The sequence below is a fragment of the Pseudomonas sp. M20 genome (assembly GCF_045037865.1).
Lineage (GTDB): Bacteria > Pseudomonadota > Gammaproteobacteria > Pseudomonadales > Pseudomonadaceae > Aquipseudomonas.
The window spans coordinates 1,697,443-1,719,392 of sequence record NZ_CP173611.1 but is presented as its reverse complement, the minus strand read 5'-3'; the positions used below and the strand labels follow the sequence as shown (position 1 = coordinate 1,719,392).

Below are 21,950 nucleotides of genomic sequence, written 5' to 3'. Positions count from 1 at the left end.
CCGGCCGCCCAAACGTACTGCACGAGAGTCTTTTACAGCGTCAGTTGCCCACGCTCCTCCTCGGTCAACTGCTGCTTCGCCTGTTCATCCAGCGCCCCGGCGCCCAACACCTGCACCGGGCTGTTCGGGTTGTAACCCGGGGCCGGCTCACGGCTGGCACCATCGCGGGACGGCGCGAGTTGTTCATTGCCGAAGCTCAACACCTGCACGGTAAACACCGAAGCCTGATTCTGTCGCGACGCCGCTTGCTGCTGGCGCGCCACGTCTTCCGCCGCTTGCGTGGCCGAGGATGCAGCGGAGCTGGCCGACGTGATCGCACCAGTGTTCACTGCCGAGACCACCGGTACGCCGGTCGCCTTGCCCTGCACCGAAATGTTCGCGGCATTGACCACGGTCAGTGCGGCGATGTTGACGTTGCCCGACACGCGAATCCCCGCCTCGCCGGCATCGATGGTGCCCAGCGGCGCGATCAGGTCGATGTCGCCCGGCGCCACTTCGGCGATCGGGTTGAGCGTGGCGATACCGGCACCGGTGCTCGGCACCGACGGCGACAGGGTCACATTGCCCCAAGTGTCGTAAACCCGTTTCGGCGGGGTGTAGACCACGGTGGTTTTCGAGCCGCGACCGGCGTTGATATCGCCCTCGGCCGACCAGCCGAGAATCGAGCCGCCGAACGTGGTCATGATCCGGCTCTGGCCGAGCAAAATGCTGCCCTGTGAATAGAGCTGAATGTTGCCCGAACCCTGGGTGATGATCCCCGCCGTCGACGGTGGCGCCGCGCCTTCGATGCCGAACACCTGACCGCCGCCCGGTGTGAGCATCTGGATATCGCCGCCGAACAGAGTCTTGACCCCGGCGCCGCCGTACAGCGTGATGTCGCCGTCGTAGCGGATCGGATTACCGGCCACATCAGTGGTCGGGAACAACGCAGCGATAGCGCTGCGACCGCGCAGGTAACTGCCTTTGCGCAGGCCATCGACATCGTTGTATTCCAGACCACCGGCACGCAATTCAGCGAAGTACACCTGCCGCGCGAAGATCGCCTGCTCGGAACCTGGCAGCGCCGCGAAGAAGGCTTGCGCCTGCTCGGCATTGCCGCTGAAGCCATAGCCGAGGGTCAGCCAGCTCTGCAGTTCGTCGAGGTAGGTTTTGACTACTTTGCCCGGTTGCACGCTCAAGGCCTTATCCGGATCGGCGAGGTTCTGGCGATTCAGATAACGCGCGATGAAATCCGCATAACCTGGCCCCTGCGCGCCCACTCCCGCCTGCATCACGACACTCGCACCAGGGCGGTTGTCACCCGCGACCACCGGCCCGATGCTGGTAATACTGGCGCGGTCCTCCATCAGGATATTGCGCCCGGCATTGATGTCGAGAACGCCGGGACCGGCGATATCGAAGCTGCTGTAGAGGATGTCGCGGCCTGCAGATACCCGCGAGATATCTCGCGGATCGTTATGCACGAACAGGTTGCCGGTCGACGCAATGCTTTCGGTACTCGGGGAGCCCATTTCGGCGTTGGGCACGATCGTTGGCTGGCCCAGGAAGGTACCGGACGCAACGATGTCGCGCCCGGCCAGCATCCACACCGGAGCCGCCGCTTCGTACCAGGTGCGTCTGGACAGGTTGAACGTCAGCGTTTCACCGCTGCGCACGCCCACCAGATCACCGGTCAGGGCATAGAAGCGTGCCGGTGCCTGCACATCACTCAGCCCTGAGTAACTGTTGGCACCGAAGGCGAACAGCGGATATCGCAGGTTTTTATCCGGGGCGACACCATCGCTGCCACGGTTGGTCATGACCGGTCTCACCGAGGAGCTGCTGTCGTAGCCATTGAACGCCGGGGCGAAAGGTGTAGCGATGGCCAGCGGGCTGGCGCCCGACTGGTTGATCGCATAACCGCCGGCATAGATCGAATCCTGCGCCAGCAATTCCAGTTGCCCTGCATTCGACGGCGCCAGCAGCAATGAATAACTCGTTGCCGGCACTACGCCGCTGCCTTGGCTGTACACCGCTGACGGCCCGGCATAAATCGAGCCTTGCGCAGCCACTGCCCGCAAGATCGACGGATAGACAAAGCGCCCGTCGGTCGGCGAGGTATTACGCGCGGTAACGGGACCTTGCCCGGTGGTTTCGCCCAGTTGGGTGCTCGGCGTCAGATTGCCGCCCGCTGAAAACAGGTCGATCGCGGTGTGATCGGTCCACAACGAGAAACCGCTCAAGCCGCCCCCGTCGTGTACGACACCGTCCTCGGTGGTGAACGACGTCGAGTTCTGCAAGCGCACCCGGCCCGGATCCGCGGCCCCACCCAGCACCAGATCGCCACGGGTGTTCAGGCTCATGGCCGAATCGCCCGGGATCAACACCAGGCCGCCGGAAGCGCTGCCCAGCGTGGCCGTAAACGGATCATACGGGCGGATTTCACGCACGTCCTGAACGGGAGCGGCAGCGCCATATTGAAGATTGATACCACCCAGCGCCCCCCCCGTCAGTTGTGCGGCACCGCGCAGGTTGATCAACGCACCTTGCAGATCATGTTGCGCAATACCGATGCCATTTTGTCCCGCCCGGGCCTGCAGCGATGGGTTGACGGAGCCACCTACGCGGATGTCCATGTCGCCGCCGCCGGTCAATTGCAGAGTACCGTCGTTGCCGACACGTCCGGTGCTGCCGACTGCCACGATCAAGCCCTGCCCGCGAGGATAAAGGTTGCTGTTGCCGCTGCCGCCCATGGCCTTGAGCATGCCGGCGTCAGCACCGGCGCGCAGGCTGATGTTGCCGCCACCCAACGTCCCGAAGCCGGTGAACCCCACCAGGAAGGGGCCAGTGTCGACGCTTTGATCCGGCAACGGCTGAGTCGCATAGCTGCCGAAGTTGATCCACCACGCCGTCGGCACATCGCTGTTGCCGGTGCCCTGACGCCAGAGCCAATTGCCCACGGCCACACTCGGCACCTGTTCCGGGGTATCCATGTTTTGCGAGTACCCGCGACGACCCAGCACATCGCCGGAAATCGAACCGCCGGCATTGATCGTCAGGTTGCCACCCATTTGCGGGTACCAGGCCTGGTACAGGCTGTCGTTGCCGCTGACCCACTTCTCGTAATCGCTGCCGCCACTGCCCAGCACCGAGCCGTTATCCGACAGGCGTCCGCGCGGCTGGTTGTACAGCGGATCGACGTCCTGCGACTGCGTGCCGGCGGTGTAGACGCCGAACGGTGAGTCCATGCTCAGATCGCCCGCAGCGAGCACGTCCAGATCGCCGGTGCCGGTGCGCAACACACTGAACATTTGCGTGCGGGTTTTGACGGTGATGCCCGGTTTGTTTTCCACGCACAGTTCCGGGAACGCACTGCACCAGGCCGCCACGTCATCGTCGCTCATCGGTGAGCCGGCAGGCATGCCCAGCCAGTTGTCCGGCGCCCACGCCCAACGCGGCGCCGGCACGCAAGAGTTCGGCGCCCAGTCACACCAGTCTTTCAGGTCGTCAGGCACTGGCTCACCGGGGGTAAAACCACCCAGGTTGCCGTCGCCCCAGACCAGCGTCGGCGGTTTTTCCGTCACCTTCAAGCCGTAGTGGGTGTCGGCCAGACGCAAGTGTCCGTCGCTGGAAAGCGGCTTGATCGCGCGGCTGTCCGCCGCACTCAGATCCGCACCCGCCACCACGCGCATCGACCACGACGCACTGCCGGCCGGCAACATGCTTGCGACTGCCCAGTTGCGCCCCTGTTGCGTGCCGTTCAACGGGCGCAACTCAATGAATGCGGTGCCGTCGGCCAACACGACATCCGTCATCGACGGGATCAGCGAGCCACGCAACAGGGCGAGCGAACCGCTCAGGCGCATGCCCTTGATCGCATTGGTGCCCGCCTCGACGTTGCCTGGCAACGGCACGCCTTTGGGCCAGCGCACGGCGCTGATCGCCGTTACCTTGTTCAAGCGGATGCCAGCGCCAAGGCGACTGCCCGCCGGCAAGGTCACGCTGTCGGCAAGCAGCGTACCGGCGGCGTACAGCAACTGGCCCGTCGCATCGCGTACCGCAGCGGCCAGCACTGTGCCCGCGCCCAAGGTATACGGTCCGGCCAGGGTCGCCTCGGTGGGCAACAAGGTCCCGGCGGGCAGCGTCGCGGCTTGCAGCGGCACGTCGTAGTTCAAGGTGACTCCGGCCGGGAACAGCGTGCCTTCGGCCAGGGTCACGCCCGCCGTCGGTACGATCAGGTCGCCACCAAACGGTTGAATGCCCGGCAAGAGTTTCCAGCCGGCATCGTCGACGGTTTCCGGCGGCGACGCGAAACCGTCGTTGAGGCTGCCATGAATATCGAGGTTGCCGCCGGCACGCATCACCAGACTGCCCGCCTCGCCCGAGCCGTACACGGCGGTTTTCTGCGTATGCGGATTGAGGCTGGCATAGCGGTAGCCGGACAAGTCCACATCGCCCTGCACCACCAGATCGCCGTCGGCGGTTTTACTGGCGATTTCCACGCCCGGCCGCAAATGAAACGCATCGGCGTAAGTGGCATTGTTCAGCCCCGCCAGTTTGTTCTGCAGCAGGTTGCGGTTGGCCAGCGCCGCGTCGATAAACGCACTGCTGTCAGTATGGATGCGGTCGAAGTAAGCCTGATCGATCACCTGATACGGCCGTCCGCTGGCCGCCGGGTCGACGCCATCGGTGGCGTCGGTATAACGCCGCGTGGCGTTAAGGCCAATCGACCGCGTGCCCTGAATGCTTAGCGCACCGCTGGCATCAATGCCGATGTCATCGGCACCGAGGCGCGGCGCGTTCAACTCCAGCGTACCGCGCAACAGCCCGTCGGACTGCCCGGGCAACGTGCCGCTCACGGCGTCGGTGCCATGGCGCAGATCGATCCGCGCTCCGGCGCCAAGGGTCAACAGACCCGCAGCGGAATTGAGCTCAACCGTCGCCCGGTTGGGCGCGTCGATGATCTTGCCGTAGCTGTCGACCCGCAGCACGTGACCATGAGCGTCGAGCACGGCGTTGCCGGCCAAGGTCAGGCCGTGTTGCGCCGACAGGCGAATGTTGCCGACCCGCTCGCCGCTGGCATCGATCAAACCCGCGACGGTCAGGCTGCCGTTGTCCACCGAGACGTTCACTTCGCCAGCCTTGAGTCCGTCGCCAATCAGCAGATCACCTTGCTTGAGTTGCAAACTGCGACTGCCAAAGACCTGACCGGCATTCAAGCGCTGGTTGAGGGCGGCAAACTGCTGACTGGCATCACCGTTCAGGTGCTGGGCGCGGATGTCCACGCCTGCGGATTTGTACGGCACCCACGTGCCACCGGCATCGTAATGGCCGCTGCTGGTTCCGAGGATCTGGCCTTGCAGATCAACCATGCCCGCATCGCTGGCCAGCGCAACGGCACTGAGGGTGCCGGCCTGATTGTTCTGCGCCGAGAGGTCGATGCGCGAACCGGCGGCCTGACGAATATTGCCGTGGCTGCTGTACAGCGCCACATCGCCGCCCCAGCTGTACTTGCTGACATCATTGAACGGCAAGGTGCGCCCGGCCATGTCTACAGACGCGCCATTGGCGAGGGTCAGATCGCCTTCGGATTTCACCAGCAGTTTGCCGCTCGCCAGGGTGATACGGCTGTCCAGCACGACGCTGCGGGCATCGAGCGTCAGTTCCGCGCCCAAGGCATTGGCGGCCGCTGGTGTGCCGGCGCCGCTGAGCGTCAGGTTGTTGCCGGCCTTGAGCAGGTTGACCGACGCGGCCTCGCCCGTCAGCAGTGGCGTGCGCAGGTTTAGATTGCCGCCGCTGTAGGCGTAGCCCTTGACTGGATCGTAAGCGCCCTGTTCCTGATACACCGCCAGGCTGCCCTTGTGATTGGCGGTGATGCGCTCACTGGCGCTGAGGTTGACGTTGGCAAAACCCAGTGCCAGACGATTGTTCTGCTCCAGACCGCTGGCCTGCGGATTGGGGCCGTAACCGAATTCGATACGCTGCGCCTGAATATCGAGGGTGCCGCGGCCCGTGCCGGCGCCGCCCGTGATGACGGCGCCGGGATCCTGGCTGGCGCCGTTCCAGATCAGATTGGCGGTGCGAATGGACGCCACGTCAGCGCTTTCACCTAAGCCGTAAATGCCTGGCGTGGTGATTATCAGATTCTGCAATTGACTCACGCCCGTCTGCGCGTCCAGCGTATCGAGGCTGACGTTGCCGTAGAAGTTGAACGCATCGCGGCTGGTCAGGCTCAAGGTTTCCAGCGCGGGCGCAGCAAATTGCGTATCGCCGCGCAACAGGCGATCGAGCACGCTCTGGTTCAGGGTCAGACCGGTCGGCACGCGGTTGCCGGCAGCGCTCAAGGCTTCGGCGCTGCCAGCGTTGACAGCGCCGACAGCCAGGGCCAGATGGCGGGTGCCGAAGCGTACCGACTCATCGAGTTCAAACTGCTTGTCGGTGGCGGTGGTAATGCTGCCGTTGGAATAGAGCAGTGTCGGGTTGTTGCAGACGGTCGTCGGGCACTTGCCAATACGAATGTCGCCCGCACCGGAAGTACCTTCCGCTACTGCTGGCGCCAGGACGTTGGTCCAACCATTCGACACCATCAGCAGCGCGGCAGCCCCCGGCTGGTAGATGAAACCACTGCTGGAGTCGTAAGGCGCGTTGCCACGGCCCAGGGTGTTGATCCCCGAGCCGGCTTCGAGCGTAATGCCGCCATCGCTGCGGGCGGTGCGCAACAGCACTTCGGGCGCCGACAACATCGCCCCTTCGCGCAGGGTGATCGACGTCGTGTAGCCAGTGAACGAGATGATATTGCCCGCGCCGCTGTAATCGATCAGCGGTTGCGCGCCGAGGGTCAGGCGCCCGGCATTCAGACCGTTGAGACTGTCGGCATACAGCGACACGCCAGTGAAACCGTCGGTACGCGAATGCCCGGCGCCGAGAACTTCAAAGTCCATCGCCCCGCGTACCGTGGCCGTTCCGAGCACCCCGCCGGCGGCCGGTGCGAACACCGCGCGGCCGTTGAAATCCAGGGCAATGTCCTGCTCGGCGCCTGGCATCAAATACAGATTCAGCGATTTGCCATCCATCGGCGCCAATGCCCGGGGCACGCCACGCCGTGTCGCGTCACTCTGGATGAATTGGCTGAAACCGGTCTCGTTGTACTGCGAATAACGGCGCAGGACATCCGCAGACGTCAGAATGACCTGACTGGCCAGACTGTTACGCAACCCGGTGTTGGCAATCGACATCTGCCCCGAACCGGTCCACGAACCATTGCGCATCTGCAACGCGCCGTTGCTGACGCCCGGCGTGGCCTGACCATTGACTTCGACCCGGAACGCCCCGGGCAGCAAGGCAAAGGTCGAGGGCAGTAACGTGTAGGTGCCCGCCGCCAGACCCGGCACGCCGGCACCTAGGGTTATTTGCTGACCGATGCGCGGATCGACCGCCCCGGCCTCAGCGAGCATCGGCGCGTAGGCACTCTGATTGCCCGGCACGATGGCGTACACCGGATTGCTGGCAAGGCCCGGCAGGCTGAAGGTGCCGTCATTGGCATTGCGCACCAACGGGTTGTAGCGGGCATCGGTGGAACCGCCGCGCCCGGAGACAAACCCGGCGCCGCGCAGATCACCGCCACCGGACAGGTCGATCAGCGCGCCGCTCTGCACGTCGACATAGCGCGAGGTCAACGTCACGCCGGCCGTGTCGGCGCTGATGCCCTTGAGCTGAACGGATTTGCCAGCGTAGCGATAGTCGATGCCATCGGTGGTTCCGCCATAAGGCATGACCAACCCGGCGGCGCTGACCGAAGTCACGCTGCCCGGCAGCAGGTGCAGCTCGCGGGTATTGACCACCGTCTCGCCGCCAAGGCTGATCATGCCCAGCGGTGCGCGAATCACCCCGCCTTGTTCAATGCGCCCGGCCGCCAGTGTCAGGTTGCCGAACACCGAATACGGCAACGCCGCCGGTGCGGCCCCACTGCTGCTGATGCGCAAGGTGCGAGCCGGATCGGCACCGGGGATCACGCTTTGGTAGCCCACCCGCACCTCGGCGGTGACATCGCTGCCAGGATAGATCTGCGCGGCGCGCAGGTTGAGGTCGCCCGGTGTCCACAGTTCGGTTTTCTCGACATAACCGGTCGGCGCCAGAAAGCGCAGGTCACCACGGCTTTGCAGGGTGACCTGATCAAAGCCACGACGCGTCACCTGCACGTCCGGGCCCGTGAGCTGGACAATATTGCCCGCGGTACCGAACGACAGGCTGTTGCTCAGATCCAGTTGATCGGCACTGGCATTGAATTGCCCCGTCGACACACGCGTAGTCGGCGTGTTCATTACCCGAGGCCGAAGGTTGCCCGGCGCCTCGAAATACTTGCCCGCACCCGACAGGCGCAGGTAGGGCGCGGACAGGTCGATACGCGCATTGTCTTGCGCGCCTTCGGCCAGCGATATCGCGCCGGCATACAGGCTCAGGCTTTGCTGCATGTGCAGATTGACGTCGCCGTCGAACGACAGCAGGCCGTTGCTCAGCACACTCAGATTATCGAACCCGCCAGCCATCAACCGGTTGGCACTCAGGCGGGCACGCCCGTATTGCAACGCGGGCGCCGCTTCCCCCGGTTGCACATCGGCCGGCAACAGAGCGTCAGCGGTTTTCTGACTGATGATGATTTCGCGCGGCACGCGCACCTCATTGCTGGCGTCACTGCGCAGATAACTCGGCGTCTCCAGGGCGATCTCCAGGCGCCCACCCGCCGCGCCGACGCCACCGGCCGCCGCACGCAGGTCGCCGTCAATGAACAGGCCGTTGTAGGAACTCAAGGAAATTCGCCCGCCGTCCGTAGCGACCGCAGTCGGCCCCTGCCCAGCGATATCCAGCAGCGCCTGCGCACCGGAAGCGTCAAGCCGCGCGCCATTGCGCACGACGACGTAGGCATCGGCCGCCGTAGCGGTGGCCTTCTTCGCATCGGTTTCACCGCCAATGATGATGCTGCCGCCCTTGCCCACCAGCCCATACACCCGGCCCAGCGCATCCACGCCCGTGGCGGCGCGCCCGGCGACATCAAGCACTGCGTGGTCGCCAATCCAGATCGAGCGGTTGTGGGCATTTTTGTCGGCGACTTGCGAGGCCTCGGCGACATTCATCGAGCCGAACTGCTGCTGGCGAATGTCGATGATGCCGCCCCAGGCGTGCAACTCACCGTCGACAGTAATCTGTCCGGCGCCGCGCACGTTGATGCTTTGCCCCGGGTCGACACTGATGCGCGAGCCCTGGCCGAGAGTCAGCGCATTACGCGCAGGATCGCTCAACGCTACCTCGCTGGAGCCGGCCTGCAAGCTCAGGCTGGTACCCGCGCGTTGCGTCAGTTGCGCCTTGCCTGGATTTTCCTGATAGAGCGTCGGCGTCCACAGTTCCAGCGCCTGTTGCGGGGCCACACCGCTGCCCTGACTGGCTGCCGCGTCAGCAAACCGGTAAACCGGCATCAGCACGTCGATCAACGTGTTGTCCGCAACGTCCAGGCGGTTCAGCCCGATCAGGTTGTAGGCCGAAAAGCCCTTGTCGAACAGATCCGCTTGCAGCTGCAAGGTATTGTCGGCGAGGCCTTTGTCGGTCTGGCCGATCAGCACGTTGCCGGCCTGAATCAACAGGCTGCCGCCGCCCGTCACACCATAGCCACGCAACTGGCCAGCGAGGCGCAGATGACTGTCACCCGGCGCTGACAACGCACTGGACTCCAGCGTCATGTCACCGCCCTTGCCCCCCTGAGTCTTGCCGTTGGCCAGGATCGCGCCGCCGGAGGACACGTCGAGCAGGCTACCCGTGCCGATTTCGATGTCGCCGCTGCTGCGGATCGAAATCACGCCACCGTCCAGATACGCAAGACTGCTGGCGTCATCCGGGTCAGTGCGCAAGTTGCTCCACAGCCCCCGGGTGTCCAGTTGCACTTTTTCCGCCACGCGAACACCCGTGGTCGTGCCCGCAGGCGCAACGATGCGGGTATCGGTGACACGGTCGGTATTGAGCTGATTGAGCACGTTGCCCGCATGCAGGCTGCCGCCCCGCGCGATCAGGTCAGCATTGACCTGCACGTGCGGCGCGTAGAGGGTGATATCGCCACCGTTGCCGACCGTCACGGCGCCGTCCACGTCGATGCGCTCTGTGGCGGCGACTTTCAGTGCGCCCAGTTGCCAGTCACTCAGTTGTGCGGCATCGAGAAACAGCTTGCCATTGCGCGCCTCGGACACTACGCCGGTCAAGCCCGCGTCGTTGTCGCCGAGCGGACGCTCAATGCCGATCTGCACCTGATCGAGCAACGGATTGAGGCCATAGAGCACGCCACCCGCCGCCGCAACATAGGCGGCATCGTAACCACCGACGATCAACTGCCCGCGCCGCGCGAGTGCGGTCTGACGCTGCGCGTAGCCATCAAGCACGGCACGCGGCGCCTGAGTCTGGCGCTCGCCCTGATAAACCTCCCCCAGCAGTTGCCCGTCGAGCACCGCGTTACGGGTGCCGATCACCAATTGCCCGGCATCGCGACCCACGGTGTAGCCGGCCTCCAGGCGCTTGGTCGGTGCGATCAGCGGGTTGTAGTAATAGCTCGTCTGACCCCAGCGTTCGCTGCTGTCTTCATAACCGTTGTACAGACCGCTGTAGAGCAGATCGCCCGGTGCCTTGGACAATTCGTAGAGATGCCCGTCGGCACCGCGCAACCAACTCTGGCGAATCTCGCCACTTTGCACATCGAGCGTGCCGCCAGACAGGTTGATCAACGAGCCCTTTTCGGTCACCACGTCATTGCCGGCGAAGTTCACCGTCCCGCCCTGGGCCATCCATTCACCGATGCTGTGGCCCTGGGTGCCAAGGTAACCACCGACTTCGAGCAAACCACCTGCCGTGTACCAGCGATCCGTGGCGTAACCGTTGGTGCCGGCGGGCACGTAGACCAGTTCACGCACGTCAACCCAGACGTCGTTGCTGTTCAGCGCAGCTTTGTCGCGGTTGCCCGAAGCGTCACGCTGTTCGTTGCCCTGCACGTTGATCTTGATGCTGTTGGATTCCATCGCGACTTTCACGCCGATGGCGCCGGAAACGTCGATCAGCGCACCGTCGCGCACCAGGCTGCGACGCTGCGCGGCCACCGCGATTTGTCCGCCCGTGGCCAGGGTAATCGAACCGTTCTGGAACTCGACGCTGCCACCACTCTGGATGTAGATGCGCGACTGGTCGCTGCGAATCGAATTGGTCGGGGTAACGGCGGTCAGTGCGGCCTGATGCTGGCTGTCGAGGGCCGTGAGGTCACTGCTGTCGAGCATGATCGCCGTGGCACTGCCCTGCCCCAGCGTCACGCTGCCTTGCGTGTCCGTCGCCGGGTTGAGCAGATGAATCGTGCCGCGCGTGGCGACCGATGTGCTGGCGAGTAATACGCCGTTTTGCACGACCTCATGGCCGGTCAGGGTGATGTCGCCGGTCGCGGCCTGAATCAGTCCGTTGTTGCTGACCTTGTCGGCAACGCTGGCGGCTTTGAAGCCCGGCGTGACTTCGTTGCCGAACGTCGTGGAGAAGCCGTTGCCTTCGGTGCCCGAACCCTTGCGAATGTAAAAGCGATCCCCCGCGCCCAGCACGGTCTGGCCCTCGGCGGTGTTGATGCTGCCGTCGTTCTGCACTTCGCTGCCCAACAACAAGGCATAACCGCCGGCGTCGGTGGACTTCGCCGGTCGCGCGGTTTCGATGGACGCCCCGCGCTCCACCAGCACTTTGCCCGCCGCGTCGGTGAACGTCGGCTGGCTGGCGCTGCTGTCGAAATACAGGCCGCGATCGCGGAACTGGATATCGGTGATGTTGGCGGCGGCCGCCACTAGGTTGCGCACGTTGACCTGACTGGTGCCACTGAACACGATGCCGTTGCGGTTGATCAGCATCACCGTGCCGTCGCCCTTGATCTGCCCCTGAATCTGACTGGCCCGTGCACTTGGATCGTTGACCCGATTGAGCACCGCCCAATTCGCTTGTTGGGCGAATTCAACGCTGGTGTTACGCCCGACGTTGAAGGTTTCCCAGTTGAGAATGGCTTTGTCGGCGGTCTGCTCGATCTTCACCGTGGTCTTGCCGTCGGCCTGAGTCTGTTGCGGGCCTTTCGCGTTCTGCCAGCCCTGGGTGAGGCTGTTGTCGACCTTCAGACCACCCTCAGCCAAACCGTCCGGAACAACCTGCACCGCCCCCAATGCCGCCGCGCGTCCGGCAGCTTGCGCCGCTTGCTGTGCAGCAATCGCGGCGACGGTGTTGTTCAAGGTCTGAATCGAACGCTGCAGCTGTTGATTGGCCTTCTGCTGTTGCGCCAGCGGCGGCGTCATCCCCGGCAAACCGCCGGTGCCGGGCCGTGCAGCGCTCGCCTGCTGCGCCGCGCCCTTGGCGGCAAACCATCCCGAACTGAAGGCGGTGGCCGCCTCGGCGCTGCCCGCCACCAGACACAAGGCAATCGCCTGCGCCAACGGCTTGAGCAACCACAGCGCCGGATCGACGGCGAGACGCTGTTGAGGCTGGACACGGGTACTGCGACGGGATGGGCGAGCGAGCATCACTACGAGATCCTTTTGGGTTGCCACACGAGGCCGCAGGTCGGGTCGACCCTGCTGTTATGACATAGGCGGTTGGCGAAGGCTGCGACCGAACGGATGTCACACAAACTTCATGATTGAGGAGTAGATCGGCAAAAAAAAAGCAGCAGCCCGAAGGCTGCTGCGATTGCATTGCGGCTGAAGCGAAGCTTACAAAGGACGACCGATAGCGTTGCAGACGCTGGCGTTGTTGATGTCCAGGTTGTTGCCCGAAGTGTTGGTGACGAAGTTGGCGGTCACAGCGGCTTTCCAGTTGGTTGGAACCGGAGTGAAGCTGTGCGCGATGGTGGCAGCGTTGTTGCCCGGGTTGCTGTAGTGAGTGGTCAGGAAGCTGCGCACATCGTTGGCCACGGCTGCATCCTTGTAGCACTGACCGAAGATGAAGTTGGTGTAAGCGACGATCGGGTAGCCGCTCGCCGGGTTAGGCACAACCGGTACCCACTGCGCCGGGTTGGCAGGCGCGGCTGGCAGAGCGGCCGAACCCAATGCCAGAGAAACGTTGGCAGTGGTTGGCTGCACGCCGTTGACACGGGCAACAACAGCGTTGCTCGCGGCGTTCACACCGTCCGGACCAACATAACCGATCGAACCGTCAACGGCGTTGACCTGGGTGGCGACGTCAGACGTACCGGCAACACCCACCCAGTTCGCTGGCAATGCGGAGCCGGCTGGCAGGCGAGCGTTGGTGAAGGTGGAGTTGGTGGCGAACTTGGTCGGGCAGATCGAGTTCAGGTGGCGAGTGAGGATTTCCGAGGTGCCGCTGGAAACGTTGCGATAAACAACGCGAATCGGCGTGGTGTCGGCAGTACCCAACAGTGCACCCCAAGTGGTTTTGGCGCCCGAGAAGGCATCACACAGCTGAGTGCTGGTCAGGTTCAGCGCGGTCTGGCCAGACTTTTTGTAAGGAATGGCAACCGAAGTGGCCACCGAAGGCAGTTGGATCAGCGGGCCGTACGAAGCGCCGTAGGTGCTGTTGTAGGTGCTGATTTCCGTAGCGCTGAGGATCGAGTCGCTACCGGCGAAGTGCACCGAACCGGTGGTGCTGAACAGCGCGGAGTTGTTGGTCAGGAAAGCCGTTTTGCCAGTACCGCTACCGGTGCCCAGGTAGCTGAAGTTGGCTGGCAGGATGCTGTTGGCAGAACCTTTGTACAGAGCGGCAGGCAGAGTCGCGCCACCACCGGTAACGTTGGCGGCCATGGCCTGGGCGGAAGCCAGAGCGGCGACAGTCAGTGAGGCGGCGATCAGAGTGCGCTTGAACATGAAGAATCTCCTTTTCAACTAGGTTTGGGAACACAGGTTTCGGAAAGCTTGCATGACACTGGGAGGACTCACCCAAGCCCTCGCTAGCGTTGGCCTTGGTTAAGTCGCACTGAGAAATTCGCAGTTTCCGGTGACAGATAAAGGAAAAAACCTCGGGAGGTGAGCGGTGTTTCTGAAGGGATTTTCTCGGGTGTTTGTCGGGTGTCGTGCAGCGTCTGGATCGGGGGTTTGGCGGAATCGGGCTGGAGGCGTTGGCGGGTGGTTGCAGATGACAGAAAGGAGAACCCGAGGATGGTTCTTTTGAGGGTCGGGTGATGCTGAAGTCCTGGGAAAAAGATTGGATTTTTTGTTGCCCTGATTGGCCCCTTCGCGAGCAAGCTCGCTCCCACATTTGAAATGCGTACCCCTGTAGGAGTGAGCCTGCTCGCGATGAGGCCCTGCGCAACAACACCACTACTGGACCAGTTGATTGATCTCAATGATCGGCAACAACACCGCCATCACAATCACCAGCACCACCCCGCCCATCACCACAATCATCAGCGGCTCCAGCAACGCGGTCATGCCCATCGCTCGCCGCTCGATATCGCGCGACAGGGTTTGTGCCGCACGCTCAAGCATCGGCGGCAGCGAGCCGGTTTTCTCGCCACTGGCGATCAGATGAATCAGCACTGGCGGGAATACGTTCTCCACGCGCAATGCAGCGGCGAGGTTGACCCCTTCGCGCACTTTGGCCGTTGCTTCAGTGACGCTCAAACTCAAGCGGTCGTTGGACAGGGTCTGCCGCGCCGCCTCCAGTGCGCGCAACAACGGCACCCCGGCGCCGCCGAGAATCGCCAGCGTCGAGGCGAAACGTGCGGTGTTCAGGCCCAAGATGAAGCGCCCGAACAGCGGCAACTTCAGCACCCGATGATGCCAACTCAAACGTGCCGCCGGATTGCGCAGGTACAAACGCCAGCTCCAGAAACTTGCGGCCATGATCCCAGCGCACAGCCAGCCCCAACTGCGGATGAAATCACTCGCGTTGAGCATCGCCAAGGTCAGCCCGGGCAAATCCTGCCGCGCCTGGGAAAACGCGCTGACCACCTGCGGCACCACGTAACTGAGCAGGAAAATCACGATGCCGATCGACACCAGACCGACCACGCCCGGATAGATAAACGCCGTGAGAATCTTGCCGCGCAGGTTGTTGCGTTCCTCGATGTAATCCGCGAGGCGTTCCATGACCTGCGCCAAATCACCGGACTCCTCACCCGCCGCAATCAGCGCACGGTAGATCTCAGGAAAGTCTCGCGGTCGCGCGGCGAGGGATTCCGCCAGACGCATGCCGCTGCGCACATCCGCACGAACAGCGCTGAGGGTGTGGGCGATGTGCTTTTTCTCGGCCTGCTCCACCGTGGCACTCAACGCGGCCTCCAGCGGCAGACTGGCGCCGAGCAGACTCGCCATCTGCCGCGTGGCCCAGGCCAGATCGTTATCGGAAAGTTTGGCGCTGAACAATCCACCGCCGCCGTGACTGGCGACGTTGCTTTCTTTGTGCACCGACAACGCGGTCAACCCGCGCGCGCGTAACGTTGTGAACGCGGCAGCCTGGCTGTCCGCCTCAAGGTGCCCGGATTCGATCTTGCCGGTCGCATCGGCAGCTTCAAAACGATAGCGATTCATCAGGCGTCCCGTGTCACACGGAGGATTTCTTCAGGGGCGGTGGCGCCGCTGCGGATCCAGCGCTCGCCGTCCTCGCGCAGGCTGAACATCCCGGCCTTGGCGGCTGATGCGCGCAGAGCCTGCTCCCCTGCCCCTTGGTGAATCAGTGTGCGGATGTCGTCGTCGATGCAAAACAATTCGTGGATGCCGGTGCGGCCGCTGTAGCCAGTCTGATTGCACGCTGGACAACCGACCGGGCGCCAAGTGCCCGGTGTCGCCGGGCCTTCCTCTTTGCATTGATTACAGAGGCGGCGCACCAATCTTTGCGCGAGCACGCCGAGCATCGACGAGGCCAGCAGAAACGGTTCGACGCCCATGTCGATCAAGCGGTTGACTGCCGACACCGCGTCGTTGGTGTGCAGCGTCGCCAGCACCAAGTGGCCGGTCAACGAAGCCTGCACAGCGATTTGCGCAGTTTCGAGATCGCGGATTTCGCCGATCATGATGATGTCCGGGTCCTGGCGCAGAATCGCTCGCAGCGCCAACGCAAAAGTCATGTCGATCTTGGCATTGACCTGGATCTGGCTGATGCCCGGCAGGTCGTATTCCACCGGGTCTTCCACGGTAAGGATGTTGCTGGTACTCGCATCGAGCCGAGCCAGTGCGGCGTAGAGGCTGGTGGTTTTGCCGCTGCCGGTGGGTCCAGTGACCAAAACAATGCCGTGGGGCTGGCGAATCAGGTGATCGAGTTTGGCCAGCACCTGCGCGTCCATGCCCAGGGTTTCCAGATGCAGACGCCCGGCCTGTTTGTCGAGCAGACGCATCACCACCCTTTCGCCATGGCCGGTAGGCACGGTTGAAACGCGAATATCAATCGGCCGCCCGGCCACCCGTAAGGCGATGCGACCGTCCTGCGGCAGGCGTTTTTCGGCGATGTCGAGCTGGGCCATGATCTTGATCCTCGACACCAGCGCACCATGCAACGCCTTGCGCGGTGAGACCACATCGCGCAAGGTTCCGTCGACGCGATAGCGCACCACCGAATGGGTTTCGAACGGTTCGATGTGAATGTCGCTGGCCTCATCGCGCGCGGCCTGGGTGAGCAAGGCGTTGATCATGCGGATCACCGGCGCGCCGTCCTGGGTGTCGAGCAGGTCGGTGATTTCCGGCATGTCCTGCATCAAGCGGTCGAGGTCGACTTCGTTTTCTGCCGCGCCGACCACAGCGGCGGCACTGCCGGTGTCGGCATAGGCTGCGGCGAGCAAGCCGTCGAGTTCGTCATCGCGCACGCGTTGTATGGTGGTCGCACCAAACTGACGCCGCGCCTCGCTGATCGACCAGCCCGGCGTTGACGGGCACACCGTCAACACGCCATCGCACAACAGAATCCGCTGCGCCTTGGCCCAGGCGTAGGGCAGCGCACTCATTGGATGGGCACCGCTTTGATAGTGGCGCGCGGACCCGCCCCTGGTAAAACCGCCGGCACACCCTGCGCCGCCGTCGGCAACTGCGGCGCCTGCATGTCCGGCATCGCCCAGCTGCGTTCCGGCTGCAAACCGCCTTGGGCGCGGCGCATGAAGTCGTAACGGTTCAGAGTAATGCTGCGCCCCGCCTCACTGTCGCGAATGATGTACGGCCGCAAAAAAACCATCAGGTTGGTCTTGGTGATCGCTCGACGCTCGTTGCGAAACAGCGCGCCAATCCCCGGCAGACTGCCCAGCCATGGCACCGCGTCATTGCTCTGGCTGTAGCCATCCTGCAGCAAGCCACCAAGGACCATGATCTGCCCGTCATCGAGCAGAATGCTGGTGTCGATCGCGCGTTTGTTGGTGACAATCCCCGCCGAATTGGCACTGGCCGAAGCCCGCTCATCAATGCTGCTGACTTCCTGATAGATATCGAGCTTGACCGTGCCGCCCTCGGAAATCTGCGGGCGCACATTGAGCTTCAAGCCAACCTCTTCTCGAGTCACGGTCTGGAACGGGTTGTTGCTGGTGCCCCCGCCGCCGGTGACGTAGCTGCCGCTGACAAACGGAATGGTTTGGCCGACAAAAATACTCGCCGCTTCGTTGTCGAGGGTCAGCAGGTTCGGCGTCGACAACACGTTGGTGCCGCCCTTGCTCTTCAACGCCCGGGCCAGCACTTTCAGGTCAAGAATCTTGCCGATACCGGGGATGTCGACGGTGCCGTTGACGTAGCCCAGGTTCAAACCTTGCGGCAGTACGTCGATGCTGGTCTTGCCGTTGGTGTTGATCCCCGAACCACCGAGATTCGCGCCACCGATCACGCCGTTGCCACCGAGATTGCCGGTCTGCCACTGCACACCGAACTCACTGGCATCGTCCTCGCCGACTTCGACGATCAGGCTCTCGATCACCACTTGCGCGCGGCGCTGGTCAAGCAGATCGATCACCTCGCGCAGGTTGCGATACAAAGGCTCCGGCGCGGAAATCAGCAAGGTGTTGGTGGTGGCGTCCGCCTGAATGGTCACGCCGCCGGCACTGAAGGCGACGTTCTGATCGCTCGCCTGATTACCGCTGCTACTGGTGCCGCCACTGCCTTGTGCGTAACTGCCACCGGTACTGCCGCTGCTATTGCTGGTCGATGTCGTGCCGCTGCTTTGCGTACTGCTCTGGCCATTCTGACCAGCACTACCGCCGGTACTTGCGCCCATCGCACTGAGCACCGAACGCGCACTGTCACTGGTGCCGCTGTCACTCTCGCCGGTGAGCAAACCACGCAAGGCCTGCGCCAGTTTCGCCGCTTGGGCGTTACGCAGATAAACCACATGCAGATTGCTCGGATTGCTCTGCGCGTTATCCAGTTTGTAAATCAGATTACGCGCCAGCTCCGTACGCTCCGGGCTGCCGGCGCGAATGATGATGGTGTTGGAACGCGGATCACCAATCACCGCAATTTTCTGCGTCGGATCATTGCCCGGCGCATCCAGCAAATCCGCGACCATCGGCGCAATGTCGGCGGCAATGCCGTTCTGGATCTGCACCACATCGGTGTCAATCGCGCTCGGCGAATCAATGCTCGCAATCAACTGCGCAACGCGGGTCAGGTTCTCGGCGTAATCGGTGATGACGATGGTGTTATTGCCCGGATAGGCGTTGATCGGATTGTTCGGCGAAACGATCGGCCGCAGCACCGGAATCAGGTTCACCGCGTTCTCGTATTGCAGACGAAACGTGCGCGTAAGCATGCCGTTACCCGCCGGTTTGTCAGCGCTGTAGATCGGCCCGCCGAGCAACTTCGCATCCGCCTCCGGCACCACCTGCGCCACACCGCCAACATCGACCACGCTAAAGCCCTGCATGCGCAACGCCGCCAGCAGCATGTCGTACGCCTGCCGCGCCGGCACCTGACCTTCGGACACCAGCGTCAACGTACCCTTGACCCGAGGGTCGACCAAAAACTGCTGCCCGGTAGAACGCGCCAACGCGCGCACCACCGCTTGAATATCGGCGTCGACAAAATTCAGCGTCACCGGTTGATCGCCCAAAGGATTACTCGGCAAGGCAATGCCCGAAGCCGCCGCCCCACTGCGCGCACTCTTGCTGATGTTGTGCAACTGCTTCGGCACAGGTCGCGCTTGGGCCTGCGCACGTTCGCGATCGAGCACCGCGTCGCCGCTGCGCTGGGTGTTGGCCAGCGGCCGCCCGAGTTCACTGTCGACCAGCAACGGCGGCTGGTTCTGCGGCGTGGTGCTGGTGTTGCTGCACGCGCTCAACGCCATCAGCAGCATCGGCAACGCCAGACGTGCCGGTTTGGATCCTGACCCCTTCATGAAGCTTCCTTAGCGCCCAGCGCCTGATCCATGCGAACGGTGCCTGACAAAGTGCCGGCGGTGACTTCGGTCGAGGGGTTGTCTGCGCGTTGCAAACGGGCCTCGACCACTTGCAGAGAAAGTTGTGCCGGGTTGCTCAACAGCCAGTCGAGCACGGCGTCGGCGGGCGCCGCGTCGAAGGTCAACTGCCAGGCGCCCTGTGCCTCCTGTAGTTGGTAATGTCCCGCCAAACCACTGGCCTGAAGGGTTTGCTCCAGCGACTGCGCCACGCTTTGCCCGTCCGGGCGCACGCTGACTTCGCGCAGCAGCACTTCCAGCGCTTCGGTCTGCGCACGCAGCTTTGGCGTCTCGGTTTGCCAATAGGTGATTTTCTTCAGCGGCGGCTGGATCAGTGCGACCCACAGCAGCAGGCCGATCAGCGCAATGGCCATGCCGGCAACCATGCGTTTTTCACGCAGGGCCAACGGCTGCCAACGCGCCTGCACCTGAGCGCTAAAGCGTTGCCACTTGGCGCGGTACAGCGCGAGCGAGGCCTTATTCATCTTCTTCTGCTCCGCCGCTGTCGTCGCTGTCGCTTGGGCTGGCTTCAGTGGCCGGACGCAAGGTCCAGCCCTCGTCATCCGCCGTCACGCTGATACCGGCCTGGGCCAAGGTGCTTTGCCACTCCTGATCATTGCCGCCACGACGGGCTTCACTCAGCAGACTCAGTTGCAAGGTGCCCTCGACAAACGCCAGCCGCTCGACACTGCCGGCCATCGACGGCATGCCGCTGCCGGCCTGCAACACCAGACGATTGAAGGTCTGCGCCGGATCATCCGCCGCACCTTTCTGCCGCGCCGCCAGTTGCTGACGCGCTTGCTGCAACGGGTTGAGAATTACCGGCAACTCAGGGAAGGCCTGCTTTACCCGCAGGTTCATCTGGCTTTTCAACTGCTGACCCTGCCCGGCCTCGCGAGCGGCATACAGGTTCAAACCAATGACCCACACCGCCACGGCCAACGCTGAGAGGGCGATCGCCCTGCCCCAGCCACGATGCTCGGTTTTTTGCTGTTGGACGGCGCCATGCAATCCCCAACCGGGTAACGGCCCGGTCCAGCGCTGCGCATCCGCCATCGGCAGTTCAGCGCACGGCGCCGGTTGCTCACCGACCCAGTGCAAAGTGACGCCCGGTTCCCACACAACACCGTCGAGGCCGTCATCAAACAACGGCTGCACCCGCGCCGCTTGCACGCTATCGCGCAGCAACAAATGCCCGTCCTGCACGCAAGCGACGGTGCCGGGCAACACTGGCAAACTGTAAGGCGCCGGATAGAGACCGCGCAGGTTCAGCCCAGCACTTTTCAGCAACTGGCCAAACCGCAACAAGTGCTGCCGAGGCGCCCAAGCGATCTGCACCTGCCCGGCCTCGTCCCGCGCGCTGTGCGCGATGTGCATCTCGCTGCTGTCGCCGAGCATCAACGCCTGCGCCGCACATTGCACCGCCGCGACGATCTTGCTCGCAGGCAGCGGCGGCAAATCGAGACTCGCCAACAGGCTGTCAGCCGGGTGCAGAAAACACACCAGCGGCGGCAGTTTCGACTGCTGGCTCAACTGGCGCAGACTGAGGCGTTCTTCCCGCGTGACCTGGCCCTGACGATCCAGCCAGGCGCAGTGCAATTCACTGTGCAGATCCAGCTCCGCCAAGGGCGGCAACGCCACTTTCAACTGGCTCATACGCCCACCCGCGACCAAATCACCTGCGGCAAGCGGTCCTGGCTGCGATGCAGCAACGCCTCAAGACTGACCCGCCGCTGATCACGCCGCGCCTCACCGCGCAGGCGAAACCAGTCACTGGTGATGCCGACCTTGACGCTGGTCAGCTCCAGTTGCGGCATGCGCAAACGGTTAACGAAATCGCCACGGTTGATAAACCAGCGCCCGGCATCGCGCTCGGCGATCAACGCATTCGCGCGCTCCAACGACAACCCCGGCACATACGCAGCCAAGACCGGCGCGGTGGCGGTGTTGCCGTTGAGCCAAGTCGTCGCGGGGATCACCGTCAGGTACGGCGCCAGTTTTCCCATCACCGCCTCGTTGACGCCGTCCAGGCTGCGCAAATCATCAAGGCTGCGCAGCATCGGCAGTGTCGGATTCTGCGGCTTGCGTGAAGCGTTAGGCGAGGTCGCGCGACCACTGTCGAAACCACTTTTCGGCGCCTCGGCCATCTGCGCATTCAACAGTCGCGGGTACGAAGCAATCACCCGCTGACTGATGCGCTGACTCAACCCGGCGCTGACCCCGATCAACTCGCACAAGCGCTGAAACGCCGCGACCTGCGCCTCATCCACTCGCTCGTTGGCCACCAGATTGCGCAGATTGAACTTGCCCTGCTCATCCTCCAGTCGCCCCTCAAAACCTTGCGCGGAGAGACGCTGCGCCCACGGCTGATCGAGCCGGGTCAACGGATCGCGCTGACGTGCATCCCAGAGCAATTGACGGCTGATCTCCAACCCGCCCTGCACCAGCCAACGCCCCTGCACACGCTGCTGATCCGCCTCCAGCGCACGGGTCGACACGCTCTGGCGCGTCAACATGCCCGCCGCAATCACCGCCACCACGGCAGCAATCAACAACGCGCTGATAATCGCCATGCCCTGTTGCTTCGCCCCCTCAGGCGAACGGCTGTTCAT

The 21,950-nt window shown here is 63.4% G+C and carries 8 protein-coding genes; all 8 read right to left on the bottom strand.

Translation table 11 applies throughout. The features are described from left to right. Positions 1-32 precede the first annotated feature (32 nt). Positions 33-12,545 carry a filamentous haemagglutinin family protein gene (locus ACI514_RS07830; protein ID WP_405123462.1) on the bottom strand — a complete coding sequence of 4,171 codons (12,513 nt, stop codon included), beginning with the start codon at positions 12,543-12,545 and terminating at the stop codon, positions 33-35. A 189-nt stretch (positions 12,546-12,734) separates the two neighbouring features. Continuing rightward, the gene (locus ACI514_RS07825; RefSeq protein ID WP_160058361.1) at positions 12,735-13,844 is read right to left on the bottom strand and encodes a substrate-binding domain-containing protein; all 1,110 of its coding nucleotides are present in this window, start codon (positions 13,842-13,844) and stop codon (positions 12,735-12,737) included. A gap of 453 nt (positions 13,845-14,297) precedes the next feature. After that, positions 14,298-15,509, bottom strand: a complete 1,212-nt coding sequence (gspF, locus tag ACI514_RS07820; RefSeq protein WP_405123461.1) for a type II secretion system inner membrane protein GspF — start codon at positions 15,507-15,509, stop codon at positions 14,298-14,300. Then, positions 15,509-16,915 carry a type II secretion system ATPase GspE gene (gspE, locus tag ACI514_RS07815; protein WP_405123460.1) on the bottom strand — a complete coding sequence of 469 codons (1,407 nt, stop codon included), beginning with the start codon at positions 16,913-16,915 and terminating at the stop codon, positions 15,509-15,511. Before gspE ends, gspF begins: the two co-directional genes overlap by 1 nt. Next, positions 16,912-19,281, bottom strand: coding sequence for a type II secretion system secretin GspD (gene gspD, locus ACI514_RS07810; RefSeq protein ID WP_405123459.1), 2,370 nt, complete (start codon positions 19,279-19,281; stop codon positions 16,912-16,914). Before gspD ends, gspE begins: the two co-directional genes overlap by 4 nt. Continuing rightward, positions 19,278-19,823, bottom strand: coding sequence for a type II secretion system protein GspM (gene gspM, locus ACI514_RS07805; RefSeq protein ID WP_405123458.1), 546 nt, complete (start codon positions 19,821-19,823; stop codon positions 19,278-19,280). The genes gspD and gspM overlap by 4 nt, the downstream gene beginning before the upstream one ends. Continuing rightward, positions 19,816-20,994: a type II secretion system protein GspL gene (gspL, locus tag ACI514_RS07800; RefSeq protein WP_405123457.1), complete on the bottom strand. Its 1,179-nt coding sequence runs from the start codon at positions 20,992-20,994 to the stop codon at positions 19,816-19,818. Before gspL ends, gspM begins: the two co-directional genes overlap by 8 nt. Then, on the bottom strand, positions 20,991-21,950 hold the full coding sequence (gene gspK / locus ACI514_RS07795; protein ID WP_405123456.1) for a type II secretion system minor pseudopilin GspK: 960 nt from the start codon (positions 21,948-21,950) through the stop codon (positions 20,991-20,993). The genes gspL and gspK overlap by 4 nt, the downstream gene beginning before the upstream one ends.

Coding starts and splice junctions, on each gene's coding strand:
- ACI514_RS07830 (WP_405123462.1), bottom strand. CDS start 12,545: ATGCTCGCTCGCCCATCCCGTCGCAGTACCCGTGTCCAGCCTCAACAG.
- ACI514_RS07825 (WP_160058361.1), bottom strand. CDS start 13,844: ATGTTCAAGCGCACTCTGATCGCCGCCTCACTGACTGTCGCCGCTCTG.
- gspF (WP_405123461.1), bottom strand. CDS start 15,509: ATGAATCGCTATCGTTTTGAAGCTGCCGATGCGACCGGCAAGATCGAA.
- gspE (WP_405123460.1), bottom strand. CDS start 16,915: ATGAGTGCGCTGCCCTACGCCTGGGCCAAGGCGCAGCGGATTCTGTTG.
- gspD (WP_405123459.1), bottom strand. CDS start 19,281: ATGAAGGGGTCAGGATCCAAACCGGCACGTCTGGCGTTGCCGATGCTG.
- gspM (WP_405123458.1), bottom strand. CDS start 19,823: ATGAATAAGGCCTCGCTCGCGCTGTACCGCGCCAAGTGGCAACGCTTT.
- gspL (WP_405123457.1), bottom strand. CDS start 20,994: ATGAGCCAGTTGAAAGTGGCGTTGCCGCCCTTGGCGGAGCTGGATCTG.
- gspK (WP_405123456.1), bottom strand. CDS start 21,950: ATGAACAGCCGTTCGCCTGAGGGGGCGAAGCAACAGGGCATGGCGATT.